26 protein-coding genes are annotated in these 18,498 nt (G+C 41.9%); 8 read left to right on the forward strand and 18 right to left on the reverse strand.

What is annotated here, in order from left to right; genetic code table 11:
• Positions 1 to 5: 5 nt before the first annotated feature.
• Together AAFN85_RS22985 and AAFN85_RS22990 are read left to right on the forward strand one after the other, a co-directional pair.
• Positions 6 to 479 (forward strand): ankyrin repeat domain-containing protein, encoded by a 474-nt coding sequence (locus AAFN85_RS22985; RefSeq protein WP_347530032.1) that lies wholly within the window; start codon positions 6 to 8, stop codon positions 477 to 479.
• Between the two features lie 175 nt (positions 480 to 654).
• A complete protein-coding gene (locus AAFN85_RS22990) occupies positions 655 to 1,788 on the forward strand; it encodes a hypothetical protein (protein ID WP_347530033.1) in 1,134 nt (377 codons plus the stop codon).
• Between the two features lie 46 nt (positions 1,789 to 1,834).
• On the opposite strand, the gene AAFN85_RS22995 is transcribed toward AAFN85_RS22990, so the two are convergent.
• The 4 genes from AAFN85_RS22995 to AAFN85_RS23010 form a co-directional block, all read right to left on the reverse strand.
• On the reverse strand, positions 1,835 to 2,059 hold the full coding sequence (locus AAFN85_RS22995) for a hypothetical protein (RefSeq protein WP_347530034.1): 225 nt from the start codon (positions 2,057 to 2,059) through the stop codon (positions 1,835 to 1,837).
• The gene (locus AAFN85_RS23000; protein WP_347530035.1) at positions 2,056 to 2,439 is read right to left on the reverse strand and encodes a TraR/DksA C4-type zinc finger protein; all 384 of its coding nucleotides are present in this window, start codon (positions 2,437 to 2,439) and stop codon (positions 2,056 to 2,058) included. The genes AAFN85_RS22995 and AAFN85_RS23000 overlap by 4 nt, the downstream gene beginning before the upstream one ends.
• A gap of 515 nt (positions 2,440 to 2,954) precedes the next feature.
• Positions 2,955 to 3,560 carry a flavodoxin family protein gene (locus tag AAFN85_RS23005; RefSeq protein ID WP_347530286.1) on the reverse strand — a complete coding sequence of 202 codons (606 nt, stop codon included), beginning with the start codon at positions 3,558 to 3,560 and terminating at the stop codon, positions 2,955 to 2,957.
• 85 nt (positions 3,561 to 3,645) lie between these two features.
• Positions 3,646 to 3,801: a lmo0937 family membrane protein gene (locus AAFN85_RS23010; protein ID WP_347530037.1), complete on the reverse strand. Its 156-nt coding sequence runs from the start codon at positions 3,799 to 3,801 to the stop codon at positions 3,646 to 3,648.
• 123 nt (positions 3,802 to 3,924) lie between these two features.
• On the opposite strand from AAFN85_RS23010, the gene AAFN85_RS23015 reads away from it, so the two are divergent.
• On the forward strand, positions 3,925 to 4,143 hold the full coding sequence (locus tag AAFN85_RS23015) for a low affinity iron permease family protein (RefSeq protein ID WP_347530039.1): 219 nt from the start codon (positions 3,925 to 3,927) through the stop codon (positions 4,141 to 4,143).
• Positions 4,112 to 4,378, forward strand: a complete 267-nt coding sequence (locus AAFN85_RS23020; RefSeq protein ID WP_347530040.1) for a low affinity iron permease family protein — start codon at positions 4,112 to 4,114, stop codon at positions 4,376 to 4,378. Before AAFN85_RS23015 ends, AAFN85_RS23020 begins: the two co-directional genes overlap by 32 nt.
• A gap of 56 nt (positions 4,379 to 4,434) precedes the next feature.
• On the opposite strand, the gene AAFN85_RS23025 is transcribed toward AAFN85_RS23020, so the two are convergent.
• The 12 genes from AAFN85_RS23025 to AAFN85_RS23080 form a co-directional block, all read right to left on the reverse strand.
• On the reverse strand, positions 4,435 to 4,998 hold the full coding sequence (locus AAFN85_RS23025; protein WP_347530042.1) for a hypothetical protein: 564 nt from the start codon (positions 4,996 to 4,998) through the stop codon (positions 4,435 to 4,437).
• Positions 4,995 to 5,552, reverse strand: coding sequence for a DUF1543 domain-containing protein (locus AAFN85_RS23030; RefSeq protein ID WP_347530043.1), 558 nt, complete (start codon positions 5,550 to 5,552; stop codon positions 4,995 to 4,997). Before AAFN85_RS23030 ends, AAFN85_RS23025 begins: the two co-directional genes overlap by 4 nt.
• Entirely contained in the window at positions 5,549 to 7,255 is a 1,707-nt protein-coding gene (locus tag AAFN85_RS23035) for an FAD/NAD(P)-binding protein (protein ID WP_347530044.1), read from the reverse strand. The genes AAFN85_RS23030 and AAFN85_RS23035 overlap by 4 nt, the downstream gene beginning before the upstream one ends.
• Positions 7,256 to 7,298: 43 nt before the next feature.
• Entirely contained in the window at positions 7,299 to 7,649 is a 351-nt protein-coding gene (locus AAFN85_RS23040; RefSeq protein WP_347530046.1) for a hypothetical protein, read from the reverse strand.
• A gap of 90 nt (positions 7,650 to 7,739) precedes the next feature.
• Positions 7,740 to 7,868, reverse strand: a complete 129-nt coding sequence (locus tag AAFN85_RS23045; protein ID WP_347530047.1) for a hypothetical protein — start codon at positions 7,866 to 7,868, stop codon at positions 7,740 to 7,742.
• 18 nt (positions 7,869 to 7,886) lie between these two features.
• Positions 7,887 to 10,088 (reverse strand): catalase, encoded by a 2,202-nt coding sequence (locus AAFN85_RS23050; RefSeq protein WP_347530049.1) that lies wholly within the window; start codon positions 10,086 to 10,088, stop codon positions 7,887 to 7,889.
• A gap of 2 nt (positions 10,089 to 10,090) precedes the next feature.
• Entirely contained in the window at positions 10,091 to 10,642 is a 552-nt protein-coding gene (locus tag AAFN85_RS23055; protein ID WP_347530050.1) for a ferritin-like domain-containing protein, read from the reverse strand.
• 660 nt (positions 10,643 to 11,302) lie between these two features.
• Positions 11,303 to 11,731 carry a hypothetical protein gene (locus tag AAFN85_RS23060; protein WP_347530051.1) on the reverse strand — a complete coding sequence of 143 codons (429 nt, stop codon included), beginning with the start codon at positions 11,729 to 11,731 and terminating at the stop codon, positions 11,303 to 11,305.
• A gap of 2 nt (positions 11,732 to 11,733) precedes the next feature.
• Positions 11,734 to 12,216: a J domain-containing protein gene (locus AAFN85_RS23065; RefSeq protein WP_347530052.1), complete on the reverse strand. Its 483-nt coding sequence runs from the start codon at positions 12,214 to 12,216 to the stop codon at positions 11,734 to 11,736.
• Positions 12,203 to 12,334 carry a hypothetical protein gene (locus AAFN85_RS23070; RefSeq protein WP_347530054.1) on the reverse strand — a complete coding sequence of 44 codons (132 nt, stop codon included), beginning with the start codon at positions 12,332 to 12,334 and terminating at the stop codon, positions 12,203 to 12,205. Before AAFN85_RS23070 ends, AAFN85_RS23065 begins: the two co-directional genes overlap by 14 nt.
• 80 nt (positions 12,335 to 12,414) lie before the next feature.
• Complete coding sequence (locus AAFN85_RS23075) at positions 12,415 to 13,032, reverse strand: hypothetical protein (RefSeq protein ID WP_347530056.1); 618 nt, start codon at positions 13,030 to 13,032, stop codon at positions 12,415 to 12,417.
• A gap of 372 nt (positions 13,033 to 13,404) precedes the next feature.
• Positions 13,405 to 13,572, reverse strand: a complete 168-nt coding sequence (locus tag AAFN85_RS23080) for a hypothetical protein (RefSeq protein WP_347530058.1) — start codon at positions 13,570 to 13,572, stop codon at positions 13,405 to 13,407.
• A 615-nt stretch (positions 13,573 to 14,187) separates the two neighbouring features.
• Here AAFN85_RS23080 and AAFN85_RS23085 point away from each other — a divergent pair.
• The 4 genes from AAFN85_RS23085 to AAFN85_RS23100 all read left to right on the forward strand — a co-directional run bounded on the left by AAFN85_RS23085 (position 14,188) and on the right by AAFN85_RS23100 (position 15,599).
• Positions 14,188 to 14,526, forward strand: coding sequence for a hypothetical protein (locus tag AAFN85_RS23085; protein ID WP_347530059.1), 339 nt, complete (start codon positions 14,188 to 14,190; stop codon positions 14,524 to 14,526).
• A gap of 82 nt (positions 14,527 to 14,608) precedes the next feature.
• A complete protein-coding gene (locus AAFN85_RS23090; RefSeq protein WP_347530061.1) occupies positions 14,609 to 14,851 on the forward strand; it encodes a hypothetical protein in 243 nt (80 codons plus the stop codon).
• Positions 14,852 to 14,889: 38 nt separating this feature from the next.
• Positions 14,890 to 15,159, forward strand: coding sequence for a YtxH domain-containing protein (locus tag AAFN85_RS23095; protein ID WP_347530062.1), 270 nt, complete (start codon positions 14,890 to 14,892; stop codon positions 15,157 to 15,159).
• An 11-nt stretch (positions 15,160 to 15,170) separates the two neighbouring features.
• A complete protein-coding gene (locus tag AAFN85_RS23100; RefSeq protein WP_347530063.1) occupies positions 15,171 to 15,599 on the forward strand; it encodes a hypothetical protein in 429 nt (142 codons plus the stop codon).
• 812 nt (positions 15,600 to 16,411) lie between these two features.
• Here the strand turns inward: AAFN85_RS23100 and AAFN85_RS23105 are convergent.
• Together AAFN85_RS23105 and AAFN85_RS23110 are read right to left on the reverse strand one after the other, a co-directional pair.
• On the reverse strand, positions 16,412 to 16,603 hold the full coding sequence (locus AAFN85_RS23105) for a hypothetical protein (RefSeq protein ID WP_347530064.1): 192 nt from the start codon (positions 16,601 to 16,603) through the stop codon (positions 16,412 to 16,414).
• Positions 16,604 to 16,962: 359 nt separating this feature from the next.
• Positions 16,963 to 18,090, reverse strand: a complete 1,128-nt coding sequence (locus AAFN85_RS23110) for an alpha/beta hydrolase (RefSeq protein WP_347530066.1) — start codon at positions 18,088 to 18,090, stop codon at positions 16,963 to 16,965.
• Positions 18,091 to 18,498 lie beyond the last annotated feature (408 nt).

The following is an 18,498-nucleotide window of genomic DNA, read 5'->3' on the forward strand; positions in this document are numbered from 1 at the left end:
AAACAATGACCCAATTAAACCAGGTACTTACAGTAGCTGCCCGCCAGGGCAATACCGAAGTTTTACAGGAAGCCATTAAACAAGGTGCCGATGTTAACAGCAAGGATGAAAAAGGATACACCCCATTGATCATTGCCTGTTACAATCATCAACCCGAAGCCGCAAAACTTTTATTGGATAATGGTGCAGATGTAAACGCTGCTGATTTTGGAGGCAATACCGCACTGATGGGCGCTGCATTTAAAGGCTACGCCGATATTGCTAAACTATTATTAGAACATGGTGCTGATATTGACCGGCAGCATGGTAATGGAGGCTCGGCGTTAATGTTTGCCACCATGTTCGGCCGGAACGAACTGGTCAAATTGTTGTTGGATAGAGGAGCTGATAAAACCATTCTTGATTCGAGAGGCTTATCTGTGCTTGACCTTGCTGTTCAGCAAGGAAATGAAGAGGCAATCAGCCTGCTTGCCCATTAAATTTAAAAGTCTCCCGCAACCACGGGAGGCTAAATGATATTGGAGTGAGAAATACTGGGAGCTAAAATAATTTGATACGCGACAGTTGGATTTTTATTTGCTATATTTATGGCTCATACTTTATTTCTCCCCTATAAATTTTATGGAACTATGCGCTTTAACAAAAGAAACAGCAGTGGCCGCCAATTTCTTTTTCGATCAGGAAGTGCATTTATTTTTACGTGAGTGGGTTAACGGGCACCAGGACAATACGCTGCTTCAATTTGAACAACCATTGGAGGAGTATATCGCGAATGACGCCTTGAGAGATTTCTTTCTAAACACAAGGCATCCAATTCAGCAGTTGTTAAAAAACCGCTTTATTTCCTGCCATTTAGGCCGGCGCCCGAAAGTTGTCTATTTTGATCCTGTTAGCGGCGATCCTTTATTAGCGGTTACAGAACAACGCATCTATAACCTTGCCCGCAGGATGGATGGTGAAAACATGCATGTGCCGTTCCTCTCCATTCATCCCAACAAGCAGACAGAAGCGGGTGATACCGCCGATATCAACACATACCCCATTGGATCCGACCTTTGCTATAACAGCGGAAATCATTTCATGAGCCGACCAGCAAACGAGAATGTTTTTAGTGAGAACAGTAAACGCTGCACAGCAAAATCGGAAGGCCAGTTGCATATCCTGTTTAAACGTGGTTTTTTGGAAGACAGATTGCAGGATATCAAAGTGCTGGCCGCCGCGATGCAAAATGAATCCGAAAGGTACCCGCAATTTTTTGTAATCTATAGCAGGCATTCGCAGCAGGAAGGGCATTTCGGCACTTCTTTAGTGATTATGGACCCGGCCAACCCCGACTTTCCGACACGGGTTTTGGTTTGTGATACTTTGCTTAAAAATCTGCCGCATCATCCACGTTGGTGGAATCATTTCATTGAAGAATATTCGAATATCTTCGGCCCCGGGATAACTGAGATTATAGAAGACCTCTCCCATCCATTACAAAAAGTAAATGTCAAAGGAGACAATCCTTATAACCACGACTGGGATTGTCCCTATTACGCAGCCAGTATGGCCGACGCACTGGCAGGTTTGGTAAAGAGCGACCCGGATCTTTTATTACATGGAAGCCTGGAAGCTATACATAACGCTATGAAAGATCTGATGCCGGATTATTATAAAAAAAGTTACGAATTAAAAGACAGGCAGGATATTCGCCGGGCAAACCGTTTGAAGCGGTGGGTAAGCGGACGCGAAGTGATCAAAGACTTGGTGGTCGCGGGCAATCGCAAATCATCGTACGAACTTTAATAGATAAATCACCTGCCGAATTAAATGATCTAATGATTTTATCTTTTTAGTCGAGGATAATGTACCACTGGTTGTCATCATTTATCGCGTAGATCAAGCCATCGCTCATTTCATAAACATCACGGCCATGCTTTTCGCTAAAATACATCTTCTCATCGCGAATCACCGTGCCATTATTTTCTATCCGTAAAAATAACAGCAACGCGCCAAGATTAGGCGCGACATTTTTGAGATGCCGCGCCTCCCGTTCTTTTACAAATGCCGAACTCATGCCTGTTTAAGTTTTGCTTCCATGCTTTGAGTAGTGTGCGGAACAGCCATTAAACGTTCTTTAGGGATCAGTTTCCCGGTAGAACGACAGATGCCGTAAGTTTTGTTTTCAATACGGGTCAGGGCCGCTTCAAGCTGCTCGATAAACTTTTTCTGCCGTCCTGCCAATTGGTTGGTTTGTTCTTTCTCGAAAGTTGCAGAACCATCCTCCAGCGTTTTGCCGGCTATCGCGGCATCATCACCATTAGAATTGGAGGAGCTGATCGTACCAACCAGGTCCTGCAATTCTTCGCGTGCCATATTAATCTTGCCTTTGATCAATATTTTGAATTCATTTAATTCCGTATCGTTGTACTTCGTTTTAGTATTTTCTGATTGCATGATTGGGTTAACAATGATTTTAGAAAATGGTTGGCTTTTTAAATGAAATTTAATCACGCCTTTAGATCCACATGCAATAGCCCCGGCATGGCTTTCAATTCAGCTATTTTTTTCTTTAAACATATCCCAGCTTTCACATCCGCAATAAACAGACAGTACATGAAGTGTAAATAAAGAAGGCCCGAATTTGCTGTCTGTATAGCCGAATAACCTACTGAGCGTGACTTGGCTCAAATCCAGGTTTGTTTCCTTTTTAATTTGACTGGTAAGTGGTAAAATATCTGCAATGCCAACCGATTTCAATCCTGCTTTAATAAATACCTGTTTTTTTAATAATTTAATTTTCAACCCTGAACACTTATGTATCACCTGCTTCTTCCCTTCTGATTTTAAGCCTATTACGCAATAGCAATCAAAAAGTTACGTTTATTGCGTAATAAATACACAATGAGAAAAAAAGCGCTTAAAACTCTTCCGAAAGAACTCTTATTTATTGGGTAATTTTCGGCTAAAAGTTATTCGCCGTCCTCTTTATCGCTTTCAGCTTCTGCCTTTTTGTTTTCCTCCAGCAGGTTGGTACTTATCGGGTTAGCAGCAAGCAACCTGGCAAACCAGGCCAGGTTAGCGGTCATATAACGGAGTGTTTTGTTGGTGTACAAATAACGTTTTCCACCGCCTTCAACATAATCTTTTTCGCCGCCGGCCATTCCAACCCAATAGGCGTTCACATTTGGAGGAATAGTAAAGCCCACTTCCTGTAACGCCCAAAGCACCTGGGCGGCGCAGCTATGCGCGCCATCCTCATTACCGGTTACCAAATAGCCGCCTACTTTATTATAGGGCATATATTGGCCGTTTTCCTTACTGCTCAATTCTTCATCCCTGAAGATAGCGTCAAGCCGTTCAATTACTTTTTGCAATGTGGAAGCGAGATTCCCCATCCATATCGGCGTGGCGATAATAAATACCTGGCAGGCTTTGATTTTTTCAAGAATGAGCGGCCATTGGTCGCCTTCTCCCTCATCCGACGAATTGCCGGTTAAAACCTGGTAATCGTTCAGGCGGATGATCTCGGTTTCGAAACCATGTCCCTTTAATTGCTCGGCGGCCTTTTCCGCCAGCGCCCCGGTATTGGAAAAATCGGGGTTTGATTAATGCTTTCATAAATGGATTTGCAAATTAAATTTTTGTTGCCGGAGGCCTTGCCTAAACAACCGACCTTCCCCTGATTGCGCCCAGAATTACAGCGATAACAGCAATCACCAGTAAAATGTGGATCGGGCTACCGGCGGCGTAAGCAAACGTTCCAATTGCCCAGCCAATTACCAGGATAACAGCGATGATATAAAGTATAGAATTCATATTAATATAGTTAAAATGTCTATACTGAAAAGCCTTTGAAGTTTGCTTTTGTTTTATATTAATAATTAATTAATTTTCAAACAAATACATCTTTTATTTCTTTGTTGGCATACACTCTATTCAATGAAACAGAAAAAAAATTTGTTCGAGCGTTTTTCTAACTGGGCAACGGCAGCTACCGGCAGTTCGGCAGCTTTCGTAATCGCCATTGCCGCCATCGTAATTTGGCTGCTCACCGGGCCGTTGGCTAAATACTCAGATACCTGGCAATTGATCATTAACACAGGCACCACCATCATTACATTTTCTGATGGTATTCCTGATCCAGAAATCCCAGAATAAAGATTCAAAAGCAGTACACCTTAAACTAAATGAACTTTTGGCAGCACATGAAGGGGCCAGCAACAGGATGGTTGATATAGAAGACCTGACAGAAAAAGAACTGGACCATCTGCACAGTTTTTATCAGCAATTATCAGATCTGGCGGAAGATGAAGACGATATTACCTGCACACATTCTATTGACGCTGCGGGTGAAAATCATAAATTGAAAGCGGTACGCTATAAGAAAAAATAAGGCTCTGACCATTAGCGATGGTCAGTCATTACTGAATCAGTATTGTTTGCCTTTAGTTATGTACCGGTAAAATCCGTGGTTGTTATTTTGTAAAGCGAATCTTCGATTAGGCTCATAGCCTTGAAATGCAGATTGGGCTCACCCATCGTCATGGCCAGCAAAAGCAAACGCTTTTTCAGCAGATATTTCCCGGCATGTTTAGTATCATACCGTACTACCCAACCTATGTTATAAATCAAATCGGCATATTTAACGGTTTGTGCGGCAGAGCTGATTGTAGTTAACCGCATGGCCTCCTTCGCTTTTCTTACCTTCTTTTTTAACTCAGGATAGTTTTTCTTTGTGAATACATCGGTTAGTTCTACAGTACTGTTCAGGATCAAATCCGCTTCCTGATCTGTATAACCACAACCTATTAGTGCCGAACGGAGGTCGGCGCCGGTTGTTTCGGTTTCCTCAAAAAGATCATGGCAAAGGCCAATCTCATAGCCTAAAGGGATAACGGATGCTAATTCGGCAACAGCAGTAAGATGATTAATATAAGGCTCGGCCGTACGCCTGATCAGCTGGCCTTCATGCCGCTGCTTTATCCAGATAAGAAGTTTATCAGCGCAGTTCATTTAAGCTTATCCAGTTTAAAATAGCCTAAATGGATTTCGTCCTCCGGCATGCGGGTTCCGTCGCCGAAAACAATGCGGTATTGTGCTTTTAGCGCCGGAGAAAGCAGATCTTCTATGTGATGAACACTATCCACGTCCACACCATATTTTTCATCGATGTGCGCGGTAGCGATACCTTTTAACGAATTGGTTTTAAAAAACAGGCTTTTCTTCGCAAACTGAATGGCATCTAAACGATTGTTTTGCACAGTGAGCACTGTATAATGTTGTTCCTCCAGTTTGCCGCCGGTGTAACCACCCAGGTTTAAAAAAAACAGTTTATTGACAGAAGCAGGGCTTTCGTCATGCAGGGGCACAATGCGTACTTCAAAATTATCAACCTTAGTAACTTCCCGCCAGCCATCAATGTGCAGGCTGCCACCTGCTTCCGGCCAAAATGCCCTGACATCAGGAACCAGGTCAGGCAAGCTTTCGGCGATGCCGAAGAAATAATCATGTTGTTCAACTACCCTTCCGGGCGCTTCGGCTCCTAACAATAACAGGTATAACTTCATGCCATTAATCTTTCAATAATGATACCAGATACCTCTTCACTAAAATCAAGACCGGAATAATCGGGGTTATAGCCACCGATATAAGGTACCGCCATCATGTAGATCCGTTCATTATAAGCGCCATAGGCATCAACTACCTGGAAATAATCATTGATAGCGATGCCAGAGACTTTCAAATAGTAATCGCCATGCTCATCTGTTGAAACAGGTTTACCGGCGTTCATGGCCTTAAGCCCCTCGTTTGCCGAACTAAATTTGAGTTTGGCGGGTGTAACAGTTCGTCCGTCAATCAGGCTTTTAAACGGAAGATTTTCAAAGGCTAAGTGCGGTTGCCCCACACAATCTACATAAGTTTGAAAGTGTACAATTTGTTCGTTTTCGGCTTCATCTGTATAATGGTAAATCGCCCCATTGGTTTCATGCGGCTCCACCCTGCTATCATCGCCAACCGGGATAAGCTCAAGAACGCCTGCCTGGTGCAGCGCCAGTAATTCCTCGCTCGAACTTTGGGGAATATAGGCGATCACTATAGAAATCAGCGGAGTTAGCGAATGCTGTAATCGCTGCATATCCTCGGCAGATAAATGTTTGGCAGGGTAGTTGAATGCAAAACTCAATACGCCCAGCATTTCCTTCCAGTAAACAGATTTTTTACGTTTTATCGATTGCCCGGCTTCGGCATATTCTGCTTTTAATAATTGAAAAGGATCAAGTTCCTCGCGCAATGCCATCATAGCGTCCACAAATTCTTCCAGCCGCATATCCTTTATCTTTTCATAAAACTCGGGTTCTTTTGCCTGTATCGGCAATTTAAAATCCCGTTCAAAAATGTAATCCAATGATAGAAAGCCGTTGTTGGATTTAATATGTGCTTTGATCTCGTCTTTACTCAGCAGGCTATCATTGGATAAATGTGAATCTTCCAGGTGGAAACGTACAGCAGGCAGCATACCATTCCGGGTGTGCATCACCATCTTAAAACCATGATTTTCGGGGAAAGGTCTATAAAACAACTTGCCTGCTTTATCCTTATCAAAGGTACCATTATGCCTGGCCAAGGTTCGGATAGCATCAACCGCGGTAAGGGATGAGCCTTTAATGGCAACCGGATGATTGAGTTTCAGGGCCAGCTTAACGGGCGGATACGGCGAATCAAAATAATTAGCGACTTTGCCCTCGTGTTTTTTAGGCCAGTTATGACCTGTACAAATGATCACGTGGTCAAATTCGGATTGTTCACCGTCGCTGGTTTCTACGATTACCATGCTTTTTTCAGGCTGATCAATAATATCCGTAACAGTTGTATTATAGCGTATATTATAAGTAATACCTGTTTCGCGGGCTTGTTTTTGCAGCAGGTCAAATTGCGCGGTAAGGTATTGGCCGAACAATAAGCGCGGCAACACTTTGTACTCGTTGAAACGGGTAGAATCCATATGGTATTTATCCAGCGTATCTTTAGATATGGTTTTAACCCAGTGATCCAAAGAGGTGACTAAGGGCGGAATCTCATTACCGGATACATTGGTAATATGCTCATCATTGGCGCCCTCGGCGCTGTATGGCATGCCCGATCCTAATTTATTTTTTCGTTCGAAGATGGTGATATCGAAATCTATATTCCCGGTGTTCACCAGTCGCTTAAACATGAACAGCCCGCTTGGGCCTCCGCCAAGTATGGCGATACGCTTTTTATTTTCCAATAGTTCAGGGTTTTGAGAATGGATAAGGATAGTATAATCGCAACTAATTATTTTTCATTTGGTTCCAAAGCGCCGGGTTATCGCGGATATTGCTTAGGTGTTCAATCACTTCCTGCACTTCATCATTATTCAGCTCCCGCTGGCCATCTGCAGTATAAGTAAAGAGCTTGCCAGGCAGCTCAAAAGTGATATAGCCAAAATACTCCGGGTCATTGATTCTTTCCAGGTGAAGGGTACTTTCTTTGCTCCTGCTTATTAAAGGGTTACCAGCGCCGATATCAAGAAAAATGCCGTATGTATGGGTAATGATGGTATGGCCATCCAAATGGGCAACTGTATCCGGGATCACCATTAATGGATAACCTTGTTCAAGTTGAAAAAATAAGGGGTTCATACTGCTTTAGATGTTTACATCTACTACAATATGGTTTCTATTTAGTTTTATTTGGATAATTTTTATATTAATAAGAAAGTTATATTTCAGTTATTTAACAGATACATTATCAACCTCAAAATCAGAATGCCCGACTATATATAACAGGTTATCCGGAAAGCCCCGGACTATTTTGGCGCTTAACAAAAAGCCTCCCACAAATTGCGGGAGGCTTTTCATTCATTGTTTTATACTTTATTAAGCCGGGATCTTTCTTGGTTTTTCTCTTTCCCAAAAACGATGTTGCTTAATCGCTGCTATAAACTGAGCAGATAATTCTGCGGCATCGTCGCTTATAATAACACCTTCATCGTTCTCAATTTTCTTGCTAAAATAAGTTGCTTCCAAAACCTGCATGGCATCAGCGTCTGCTGCAATTGCTTTGCAATGTTTAAAAGCCTCGTTCAGAAAATGCACCGCATCGGCATCAGCTTCCAAAGTCGCTACACTGTTGGTACCTCCCGGAATATAAACCGCGTCGAATAAAACAGATGCCGCACCCAGCAAACTTTCATCTACATGGATCTTTTCGTCGTTTATCGATGTAATAAACCCCAATCTTGGCGCAATCACTTCTACTACACCACCTTCAGCTTCAATATCAGATTTCAGCGTGTTTAAAGCCTTGTCGTCAACACCATCAGCAGCTAATATGGCAACCTTGCGGGTTTTGATACTGGTTTTAACACTATTAGCCATGCTTAACGCATCGGATTTTAATAGTGAGCCTTCCACCTGAACGGAAGCGTAATCCGCAGGATCACCGTCAGCCGGGATATTCTGATTGAGCTGTTCGCCGATATTTTCAGGGATATGCAGGCCGAGCGCGTACGCTACTTCCGCTGCCAGTCCTTTATCTATTTGAGCTAAAACAACCAGCATCCTTTCGCGGATGGCTACTGTTTTCACTTTTCCCAATTCAAAGCTCAGCGCATCTGTAATATGATTCTTTTCCGGGTCGGATTGGCTGTTGAAGAACAACCTGGCCTGGCTAAAATGATCTAAAAAGCTTTTGCTTCGGGCCCTTACTTTACTGGCCGAAATCTTTTCCGGGTAAGTAACATACCCTCCTTCGGCCTCTTTAGCCTGGCGCGGATCATTGCCCCCGATAGAATTGGGCGAATAGCTGGTTTTTCCTTTATTGATCATTTGACGCATATGACCGTCCCGCTGGTTATTATGCACAGGCACAACCGGCCGGTTTATAGGAATCTCCTGGAAATTAGGCCCGCCCAGGCGAAGCAGCTGTGTATCAGTGTAAGAGAACAGCCTTCCCTGCAATAAAGGATCGTTGCTGAAATCAATGCCCGGTACTACGTGGCCTAAGTGAAATGCTACCTGCTCGGTTTCCGCAAAGAAATTATCGGGGTTACGGTTAAGGCTCATTCTACCTACCCTTTGCACCGGCACCAGATCTTCGGGGATGAGTTTGGTAGGATCCAGTAAATCAAATTCAAATTTAAACTCATCTTCTTCCGGAACGATCTGAACGCCCAACTCCCACTCAGGAAAAGCGCCGCTATCAATAGCATCCCAAAGATCGCGGCGGTGAAAATCAGGGTCTTTACCCGAAATATTTTGCGCCTCATCCCAGGCCACCGAATGGACGCCTAGTAAAGGTTTCCAATGAAATTTAACAAAACTTGCCACGCCTTCGGCATTGATGAAGCGGAATGTGTGCACGCCGAAGCCTTCCATCATCCGCAAACTACGCGGGATGGCCCTGTCACTCACAACCCACATGATCATGTGCGACGATTCCGGTGTAAGTGAAATAAAATCCCAAAATGTATCATGGGCCGAAGCAGCCTGCGGGATTTCGTTATCGGGCTCGGGCTTAACAGCATGGATCAAATCGGGGAACTTAATGGCATCCTGGATAAAAAATACCGGCATATTGTTGCCCACCAAGTCAAAATTTCCTTCCTGCGTGTAAAAGCGTACGGCGAAGCCACGCACATCACGGGCAAGATCTGTCGATCCTTTTGAGCCGGCCACGGTTGAAAAACGAACGAATACCGGTGTTTCAGTTTCCGTATCGTTGAGGAATAACGCTTTGGTAAGGGGGGCTAAAGATTCATAAACTTTAAAGGTGCCATGTGCGCCCGATCCACGGGCATGTACTACCCTTTCAGGAATCCGCTCGTGGTCAAAATGCGTGATCTTTTCCCGCAGGATAAAATCTTCAAGCAATGTAGCTCCTCTGTCCCCGGCTTTCAGAGAATTCTGATCATCGTTAATCTTCAGCCCGGTATTGGTGGTCATGAACTCCCCTGTAGAATCTGCGGTATGCGGAACCAGGTTCTCTGTTTTAGCATTAACGCCTTGAACACCCTTGTCCAATTTTTTGGTATCGCTGGTAGCGTCCTTTCCTTTTTCAGTAACTTTTTTACTTGCCATGGTTACGCTTCTTCAGATGCTTTATAATTGATATTATTTTCCGCCACATCAGTTAACAACTGATCGGCCGCCTTTTCTTCTGCAAGTGTTTTGTATAGCAATTCTGCTACATCATCAAAGCCAAGGGTTTGGGCCAGTTGTGTTAAACCGCCATAAGTGGCAATCTCATAATGTTCTACTTTTTGTGAAGCCAGGATAATCCCAACATCACGGGTGGCAGTTCCTGATTCAGTACTTTCGATAATGCCTTTCGCTTCTTTGGTAAGGCCTTCCATAGCATCGCATTTTTTTGCCAGTGGTTTTTCTTCCAACAATTGAAATACCTGTTCCAGGCGGCTTACGTGGCCTTTGGTTTGCTCGAGGTGATCTTCAATAGTTTTGGCAAGCTCGGCCGAAGTAGCTGCCTGGATCATTTTTGGCAGGTTCTTCACTAAGTGATTTTCTGCCCAGTAAATGTCCATAATGCCATCTTTAAAAAGTTCAAGCAAAGCAGGTTCTGCTTTGGCAGAGGTTTTAGTACTGAACTTAGGTTCAGTATTGGTTTCATTTTTCATAGGAGATGATTGATTGGTATTTTAGATGATTGATCTACTTATGAGAAGCTTTGAACCCCCCATCTTGTTTTACTTTTAGTTTAATTATTAAATTAAAATACAAACTCCACAAGAAGCTGACAGCATTTCAGGTCAAAGTATTATGTTTAGCATCAAAAAGATCATCGTCTGAAAATTCCCCAGAAAGGGAGAATTTTTCAGATTCATAGATTCGAGTTCTTTCATTTTATAAATAAAGTGATATGTGGATTTTTTGAATTTTGAACATAGCATTTGCAGCTACATGAATGTAAATAAAAAGTGGTGAGTAATCTGGTGAATACCAAAATGCCGGGGGGACGCCAAATTTGTAAACCTTAAAAGGGCAATGCTTAATTTCACAATGCCGAGAGAAGTGCAGCAAGGTCAAGAACACTTTAATGATCAAGTAGAAGAATAAAACATTACTTATGAGGATCATGGAGCAACGCTACTCTATATATCCTGACCGCTTAAACATTATTAAAGCGTCAATACCCTGTGAACTTCGGGAATACAAAATTTATTGAATACACAAACGCTATTTAGCAATATTTGAACCTAAAAGAACCTTACAAAAGAAATTTTAAAAAAAGCCTTGCGCCGAGGCCCAAAGCTTTTTTTAAGAATATATTAATACTTTTAATCAACAAAGCCTTGATTCAACAAACTCTTTAGCCACGCCTCTGCAAACGCCCTATGGTCATTTTGCATCACCTCGTCGCAATGTTCTACAATTCCGCAGTAGAACGTTATACTTACCTGATAAATTCCAAGGTTTGCCTGCTCAAACGAATACGGAATAATTTGTACATGCTCATAACCTGAATGTTCATGGTTTCTTCCATCAATGAAGACAAAACAAACTTCGGGGTCTTGCATCAGATCACCGTTTTGTTTGTAATAATGGCAAAGGCTAATGAGCAAAGCTTCACCGTCGTAGGCTTCGCCAATCTTTTCAATTACCAACGGCATAAATGGCTCGTTCTCAATTTTAAGGTGCTGCTTACCGTTAAGTTTATCAATTAGCAAGCAGAATATTTCAGTGCTTTCTTTATTTAAAATTTTCATAATTATCTTTTTGAGTGGTTTTGCTTTGGTCTGTATTCATTTAATAGTTCGCTCCCGTACTTGGTGCGTATCTCATCCAATGATTTGCCACTGCTTTGACTGACCTTGTATTCTGCTATCCTGAAATACCAGGCCTGTTTTTTTGATGCAAAAAAGAAACCGGCACCTTTTAAAGTTGCTCTTACAGGATAGGTACTTCCGGTTACCCAAATCCAGTATCCCACTAATTCAATGCTGATACCGTCGAGGTGTATAATTTGCTCAATGGCTTTGCGGTAGGCTTCCGAGGAAAGGATTTCGTTTTCGGTTTCTTCGTCGGAAAGGTTTTCGCCTTTAATGGCCTTCGCACTTGCAAATGCATAATCTTTATTGATTTCCTGCATAGTTGCAGTATCGCCTCCCAAATCTGGATGAAATTGCTTGGCCAGTTTCTTGTATTGCGCCTTAACCTCGTCAAGGATTGTGCAGTCATTAAACCATTTCATAGACGTTTAGAAACTCGTCGTACTCAAATTGGAATAATGCAGGGTCGGCAGTCGCTAAATCCTGCGCATAACCCGGCCAAAATATTTGGTTGGTTAACTCGATAAATAATTCTATCATTGTTGCAGCTATTAAGGTGATATCATCTGAGCAAGATGCCCTATGTACCACGGTACATAGGGCATCGCCCATTAATTGAGTTATGCGGGAATGATTATCTCGGCTTCGATTTCTGCCAATTTTTCTACGCAGAGGCTGTTCACGTACTGTGTTACGTGGTCGATGATATAGGCGTTTTTGGTTACAAATTCGTTACCGTTATCATCACGGAGAATAAGTTCACAGCGGTAAAATTTATTGTTTCCTGTTACATCCCCATCCTCATTAGCCTGAATAGAAAAGGTGTCGAGATTGTCAATAGTGCCTTTGAGCCTGTCGCGCTGTGCAATCTTTTTGCTTAAATCGCCTACCAGTTTTACCGTTGCATCAAGATTGAAAAATGGTTTAAGGCTAAAGTGCTCTTTCAGCTCTTTTTTTGTTGGCTCGCCTTGTGGCTGTGCTTCTTCACCTTGCTTTATTTGGCCGGCTTCGGTTTCGCCTCCAACGTTAGCGGGTTGGTTATCCACTGCAATGTTACTATCGGCCTTAACTTCTGTGTTTCCGGCTTGCGGGCCTGCTTCATTTTGCGTATCGCCATTTTTTGACTCATCGTTTTGTTTTTCATTTTTAGCCTCCCTACCTGTGATGTTCGGGCGGTTGTTGTTTTTAACTGATTTATTGTTTTTAGCGCTTTGGCTTTCGATTACTGTAGTTTTCATGGTGTTATTTTTTCTTAGTTATTTGATTATTATTTACTGCTCTGCGATAGGTTGTCGGTTTTTAGTCGTTTAATGGGTGGCGCTTTATTTTTTAAATTTTTCATTTTCCCGTGCTTTTTAATTTGTTCTTTAAGTGATGCTCGCATGCGCTCGCTCTCGCTTTTTATTAAGCACCTCACCTGTAAAAGCCGGTCACTAAGGCAAGCCTTTTGGAAAAAAAATACGCTCTCCAACACCCGCCGCGATAGCGGCATCCGATGAAAAAATGAGAGGAAGATTTTTTTTCCAAAACCCGCAGGGCTCGGGCTTGCTGTGTGGACGGCTTATCAGAAATTTGTTTAATAAAAGGCCGAGAACGCGCTTTTTATGGGCTTAAAACAGCGCAGTCAAAAAGAAAGCGGCACTGGCGCAGCCTGTGCCTGACGCGGGAAGCTGCTGAATGCGGGAACGGAATGAAGCGGCTGCACCGCTGACATAAATAAAAATAGCCTTGCTCTGGTACAAGAATATATTAAAGGCTATGATGATAAATTGAGTCATTGGGAAGGAGGAATTGAAAACTTAATCAATTCCGATTTATTGTAATTTCTTATATATTCGCCATCCAAATCTCTTTAACTTTACATCAATGACATTCGAGGATGCCATAATAAAAAAAGCGAAACTACCACCTGCATTTACTTACAAAGGCCACAAGATGAAAGTTTACGTTGTTCCTCTGTTGCAATCCGACTTTGAAAACTTTCTGAAACACTTACCTGATCATAGAATCACGAATAAAACTGCTCAACGATTTTGTTCTAATGATCAATTTACAGTGAAGGGTATTTTCGTTATTGATCAAACAATAACCTCTTTGAATTACAACCAGCTGATCATTGAATTGATGTAAGATTGTCACTTATTGATATTGGTTATCAGGACTTCGAGGTATCAATTAATTACGTATTAAATACTATCCAAAAAAGCTAAGTTCTGTCATTTAAAATTCTGAAAGTTTTTTTTCAAACTTTATAGGCTGACTGCGCTACCTTATTTTACCTTTAATTTAACAATAAAAATTATTAGTTAAATTAATTCCGAATTAGTGAACATTTGGCACCGTCATTGCGCTATGCGATAAGAGAACATTCTTTCTCGCCTTAGCATGATATTATGGAGCAAACAAATACCCCGCCCCCTATTTTTGACCAGATCAAGCTGTATCTGGAAAACAAAATCAAACTGTTAAAATATGAAGGTATAGACAGGGCAACTGCGATTATTGCTGAAGTGATAACCGATATTATAATCGTGGTTCTTTCCTTGTTAGCATTTTTATTTATTAGCATAACCATGTCGTTGTTTGCTGCGCATCTGCTCAATTCCTATTGGGAAGGCTTTGGATGTATAGCCTTGCTATATGTCATCGTTGTTTTTTTTGCGAGAATTTTAAAAATCAGTATTCAAAACATGCTAATAGGACGATTCGTCAAAGTTCTTTTTAAAAAATAGATAAGGATAAAATCGGCTTACCGGTCATCGGTTAAATAATTTTAACTCTACGGTCATAAAAATTATCAAACACAGTATAATCATGGAACAAAACACACCACAAAGCGAGGGCACTGTTACCAAAGCCATCGAAGAGCAAACGGCAAAATTACCATCAGACATTTTTCTTTTAGCGGCCTTAGGAGCAATGGGCGCATCGTTGACACTCAAGTTATTGCAGAAAAAACATACCGCTTTATTTGTCGGACAATGGGCTGCCCCATTTTTGCTGCTTGGTATTTACAATAAGTTAGTAAAACTGGAAAGCCACGATAAAGAATCGTAATTTACTAACTAATAGAAAGTTAAATAAATTTAATTATTATGAGCGAAACAAAAGTTGTTATTGCAGTACTGGCAGGATTAGTAGCAGGCGCAGCAATAGGCATCTTATTAGCCCCGGAAAATGGTTCAGAAACCAGGAACAAGCTATCGGAGTCATTATTGGATCTCGGTGAATCGATTAAAAATGCAGCCTCTGAGCAAATCAATAATCTTGGTGACGTCTTCAAAAACAAAATTGTTAACAACATCAAAGAGATATTCGGTAACGAAATTGAAACCGAGGTCCCTGACGATCTTGAGCATGCATAATACCTACGCAAATGAATAGAACAGCAATAAGCAATATCAGTGAACTAAGATCGGAAATCAACAGGCTGAGGATAATTGACGATGAACAAAGCCTGGCGCTCAAGCATCGTTTTAACAGCCCGTCAGCAGTATTGGCGTCAGTGCTCACGTTATTCCCAAAATCGGCTGCCGCGCGTAGTATTACCGACCACGGAATTTTCCATCCGGACTTATTAAGCTTAGCCTCGCGATTTCTGATCCCGATCACTCTGAATAAGACATTGTTCAGGCATTCCAATTTTTTAGTTAAATTAATGGTTGGCTATGCCTCACAAAAAGTATCTCCTTACGTGACAGAAGAGAATATCGAAAGGTTCGCAGTTGTAACAAAATCAACTCTCGCCAACCTTTTTAACAAAAAGCGGCAGCAGAAGAATCATGTTGCCATTAGCTCACCATAAGCCGAGTTCGACAAGAATTTAATTGGAAGTAACGTTATGTTGATCGTCAAATCAATACACTTTACACTTGTCATAGTTTAAGGGTAACACTTATTTTGTTTTCCCATAATAAAAGAGAATGAGCGACATTGAATCAAATTTAGAGAATAGAGTTTTTAGCATCACTGGCCTAGAGCTTTTATTACTCAAGACTTTTCTCCTGTCTCTTATTCGAAATCGGAATTAAGAAAGATTCACCACCCCATCGAACTCTACCGTTTTAACAGGTCATATAAATACGATACTTTTTTATCACTGTTTAGCGTGCCGGTTGCAAATATTTATGCCTTTCGACAAAATGATGAAAATCTTTGTCTGTATCTGCTGTTGCCTGTCAATAATCATAGGAATATAGATTCCTTCTGTGAATCATTGGGACGGCCCTGGAATGTGATAGAGAGTGATTACCGGCAGAGAAGCTATGGCTCTTTAATGTGGCAAAAAGAAAAATTAGAGATCGTTCTGATGAAGAATTTCGATTACTCCAATCCTGACAGCGCGAATTTGCTCATCATTACAAATATCAAATTGCCTGCTCTTGTGAATAACGACCCTTGGTAATTTAATCAAAGGTTAAATTTTGATTATTTTATTTATCTTCGCGGCTGAAAGCGGTAAAAGGTTTACTGCATTCGCAAAAGTTAATTAGCCCTTCAATACGCAAAAACGAAGGGTTTTTTGTTGCGTTACGATATTATAAGTCAATTGAAAAAAGCCCCCAGCTATGAATAGGCTTTGAAATACTATTCTAAGAGCATAAAAAGATTCTGAACTTATTTAAGATGCTTCATTTTTATTTCTTGAAGAGGCTTGATGTCATTGATGAGTTCTTGATGATCGGCAAAAGTAATGGCATCAAATACAGCTTTTAGCAGGTTAGGTTTGATATAGCTGCCTGGCATCTGCATACACCCATCCGTGTGAATGTTCATTTGTGCTAAAACTTCATCAAGGCGTTTCGCCAAATGCGCTGAAAACTGCAACGTGGCGCACCACAGCGGCACGACGGTTCATTAGGTCGAGGGCAAGACATGTTAATTATCATCGTTATCAATAGTTAAGTCTTCCAATAACAGTTTATGATTGGGTTATCGAATATAGATCAAAGCCATAGAACCCAACATTATAAATCACATTAATTCTTTTAGAAAGAAAAAACCCATATTTATTCCGCCTTCTAAACTTAAGTTCTTGCCAAGATTTCATTTTCATTAAAAGCGATGCTTTCCCGAGCCTGTAAAGTACGGCTGCAAATCCTACCACGACCGGTCACAAAAAAAACGCCGGGGTTGATGCCCGGCGTCCACTATTATCAAGAGTTTGTTTACATTCCAAAACTTTTTTTCAGCTGATCAACCGAGTAGGTTTCAGCATCTTTAGCTTCGGGAACAACATTGCCCATCCCAAAAAACTCATGAGTTACGCCATCGTAGTTTTTACTGTCTACAGATACCCCGGCTGCTTTCAGTTTATCAGCGAGTGTCATGCCTTCGCTTTGCAGAGGATCGAACTGATCGGTAATAATTGTTGTCGCAGGTAAGCCTGTAAGGTTTGCTGCTATTAAATTGATACGCGGATCTTTGCCCTCGGCCATGCTGTTCAGATAGTTTTTAACAAACCATATCATCATGGCTTTATTAAGCGGTTTGGCATTGGCATTTTTTACATACGATGGTGTAGCCATATTTGATCCTGCAACGGGATAAACAGCCAATACGTGAATAGGTTGTTGAATACCTTTATCACGCGCTTTAATAGCGGTGTTAAGGGCGAGATTACCACCCGCGCTTTCGCCGGCAACGGCTATCTTTTTAGGATCGGCTTTTATCGAGGCTGCATTTTTAACCACCCACTCGTAAGCGGAATAAGCATCGTTATGTGCAACCGGGAACTTATGTTCGGGTGCTAAACGATATGCTACCGATATTACCACGGCACCAACCTGATCGGCCAGGCTACTTGCCGATGCATCATATACATCGATATTGGCTATCACAAAGCCACCGCCATGGTAATATACAATAGCCGGGTAGCTGCTTTTGCCTGTTTTTGGCGTGTACACCCTGATATGGATCTTGCCGCCATCAACCGGGATATCTTTGCCCATGGTATCGATATTGAGTGCCGGCTTGGGGATGTTGTTCTCTTTCATCAAATCCATTACAGCATCGGTGGGTGTGTGATTTTTACGGGCTTCCACGGCAGTAAGGGTTTCTATAGGTTTATCGCCATAGCTGCCCAGTTTTTCAATAACCGCCTGCATTTCGGGTTTTATGCCTGTAGCCCATTCAGGTGCAGGACCCGTTGGTTTAATTTTTCCGGTAGCCTCGGTATCTTTTTTGGTTGTGTCGATTCCGGCACTATCAACCGTTTTATTAGTCGATTTGCTTTTACAGGCTCCTGCCAGTATCAAGCTGCAGGCCGCAGCATAAATGAGTGATTTAGTTTTCATAGAGTGTTTGTAGATAAATGTTTTGATTGAAGATTGGGCAAAACCGTTGCCATGATTTTATAAATTGAATAATAAATGATTTTTACTCTCCTTGAGAGTATGGTTTTAGCTTTCAAGACCCGCCGCGATAGCGGCATCAGGTAAAAAAATGAGAGGAAGATTTTTTTTCCAAAACCCGCAGGGCTCGGGCTTGCTGTGTGGACGGCTTATCAGAAATTTGTTTAATAAAAGGCCGAGAACGCGCTTTTTATAGGCTTAAAACAGCGCAGCTGAAAAGAATTGGCACTGGCGCAGCCTGTGCCTGACGCGGGAAGCTGCTGAATGCAGGAACGGCATGAAGCGGCTGCACCGCTCTTATACATCGATTTTATGGATAATAAAAAAGGCCACCCAAAAATGGATGGCCTC

It is taken from the genome of Mucilaginibacter sp. CAU 1740 (genome assembly GCF_039839285.1).
In the GTDB taxonomy this organism is placed as follows: domain Bacteria; phylum Bacteroidota; class Bacteroidia; order Sphingobacteriales; family Sphingobacteriaceae; genus Mucilaginibacter.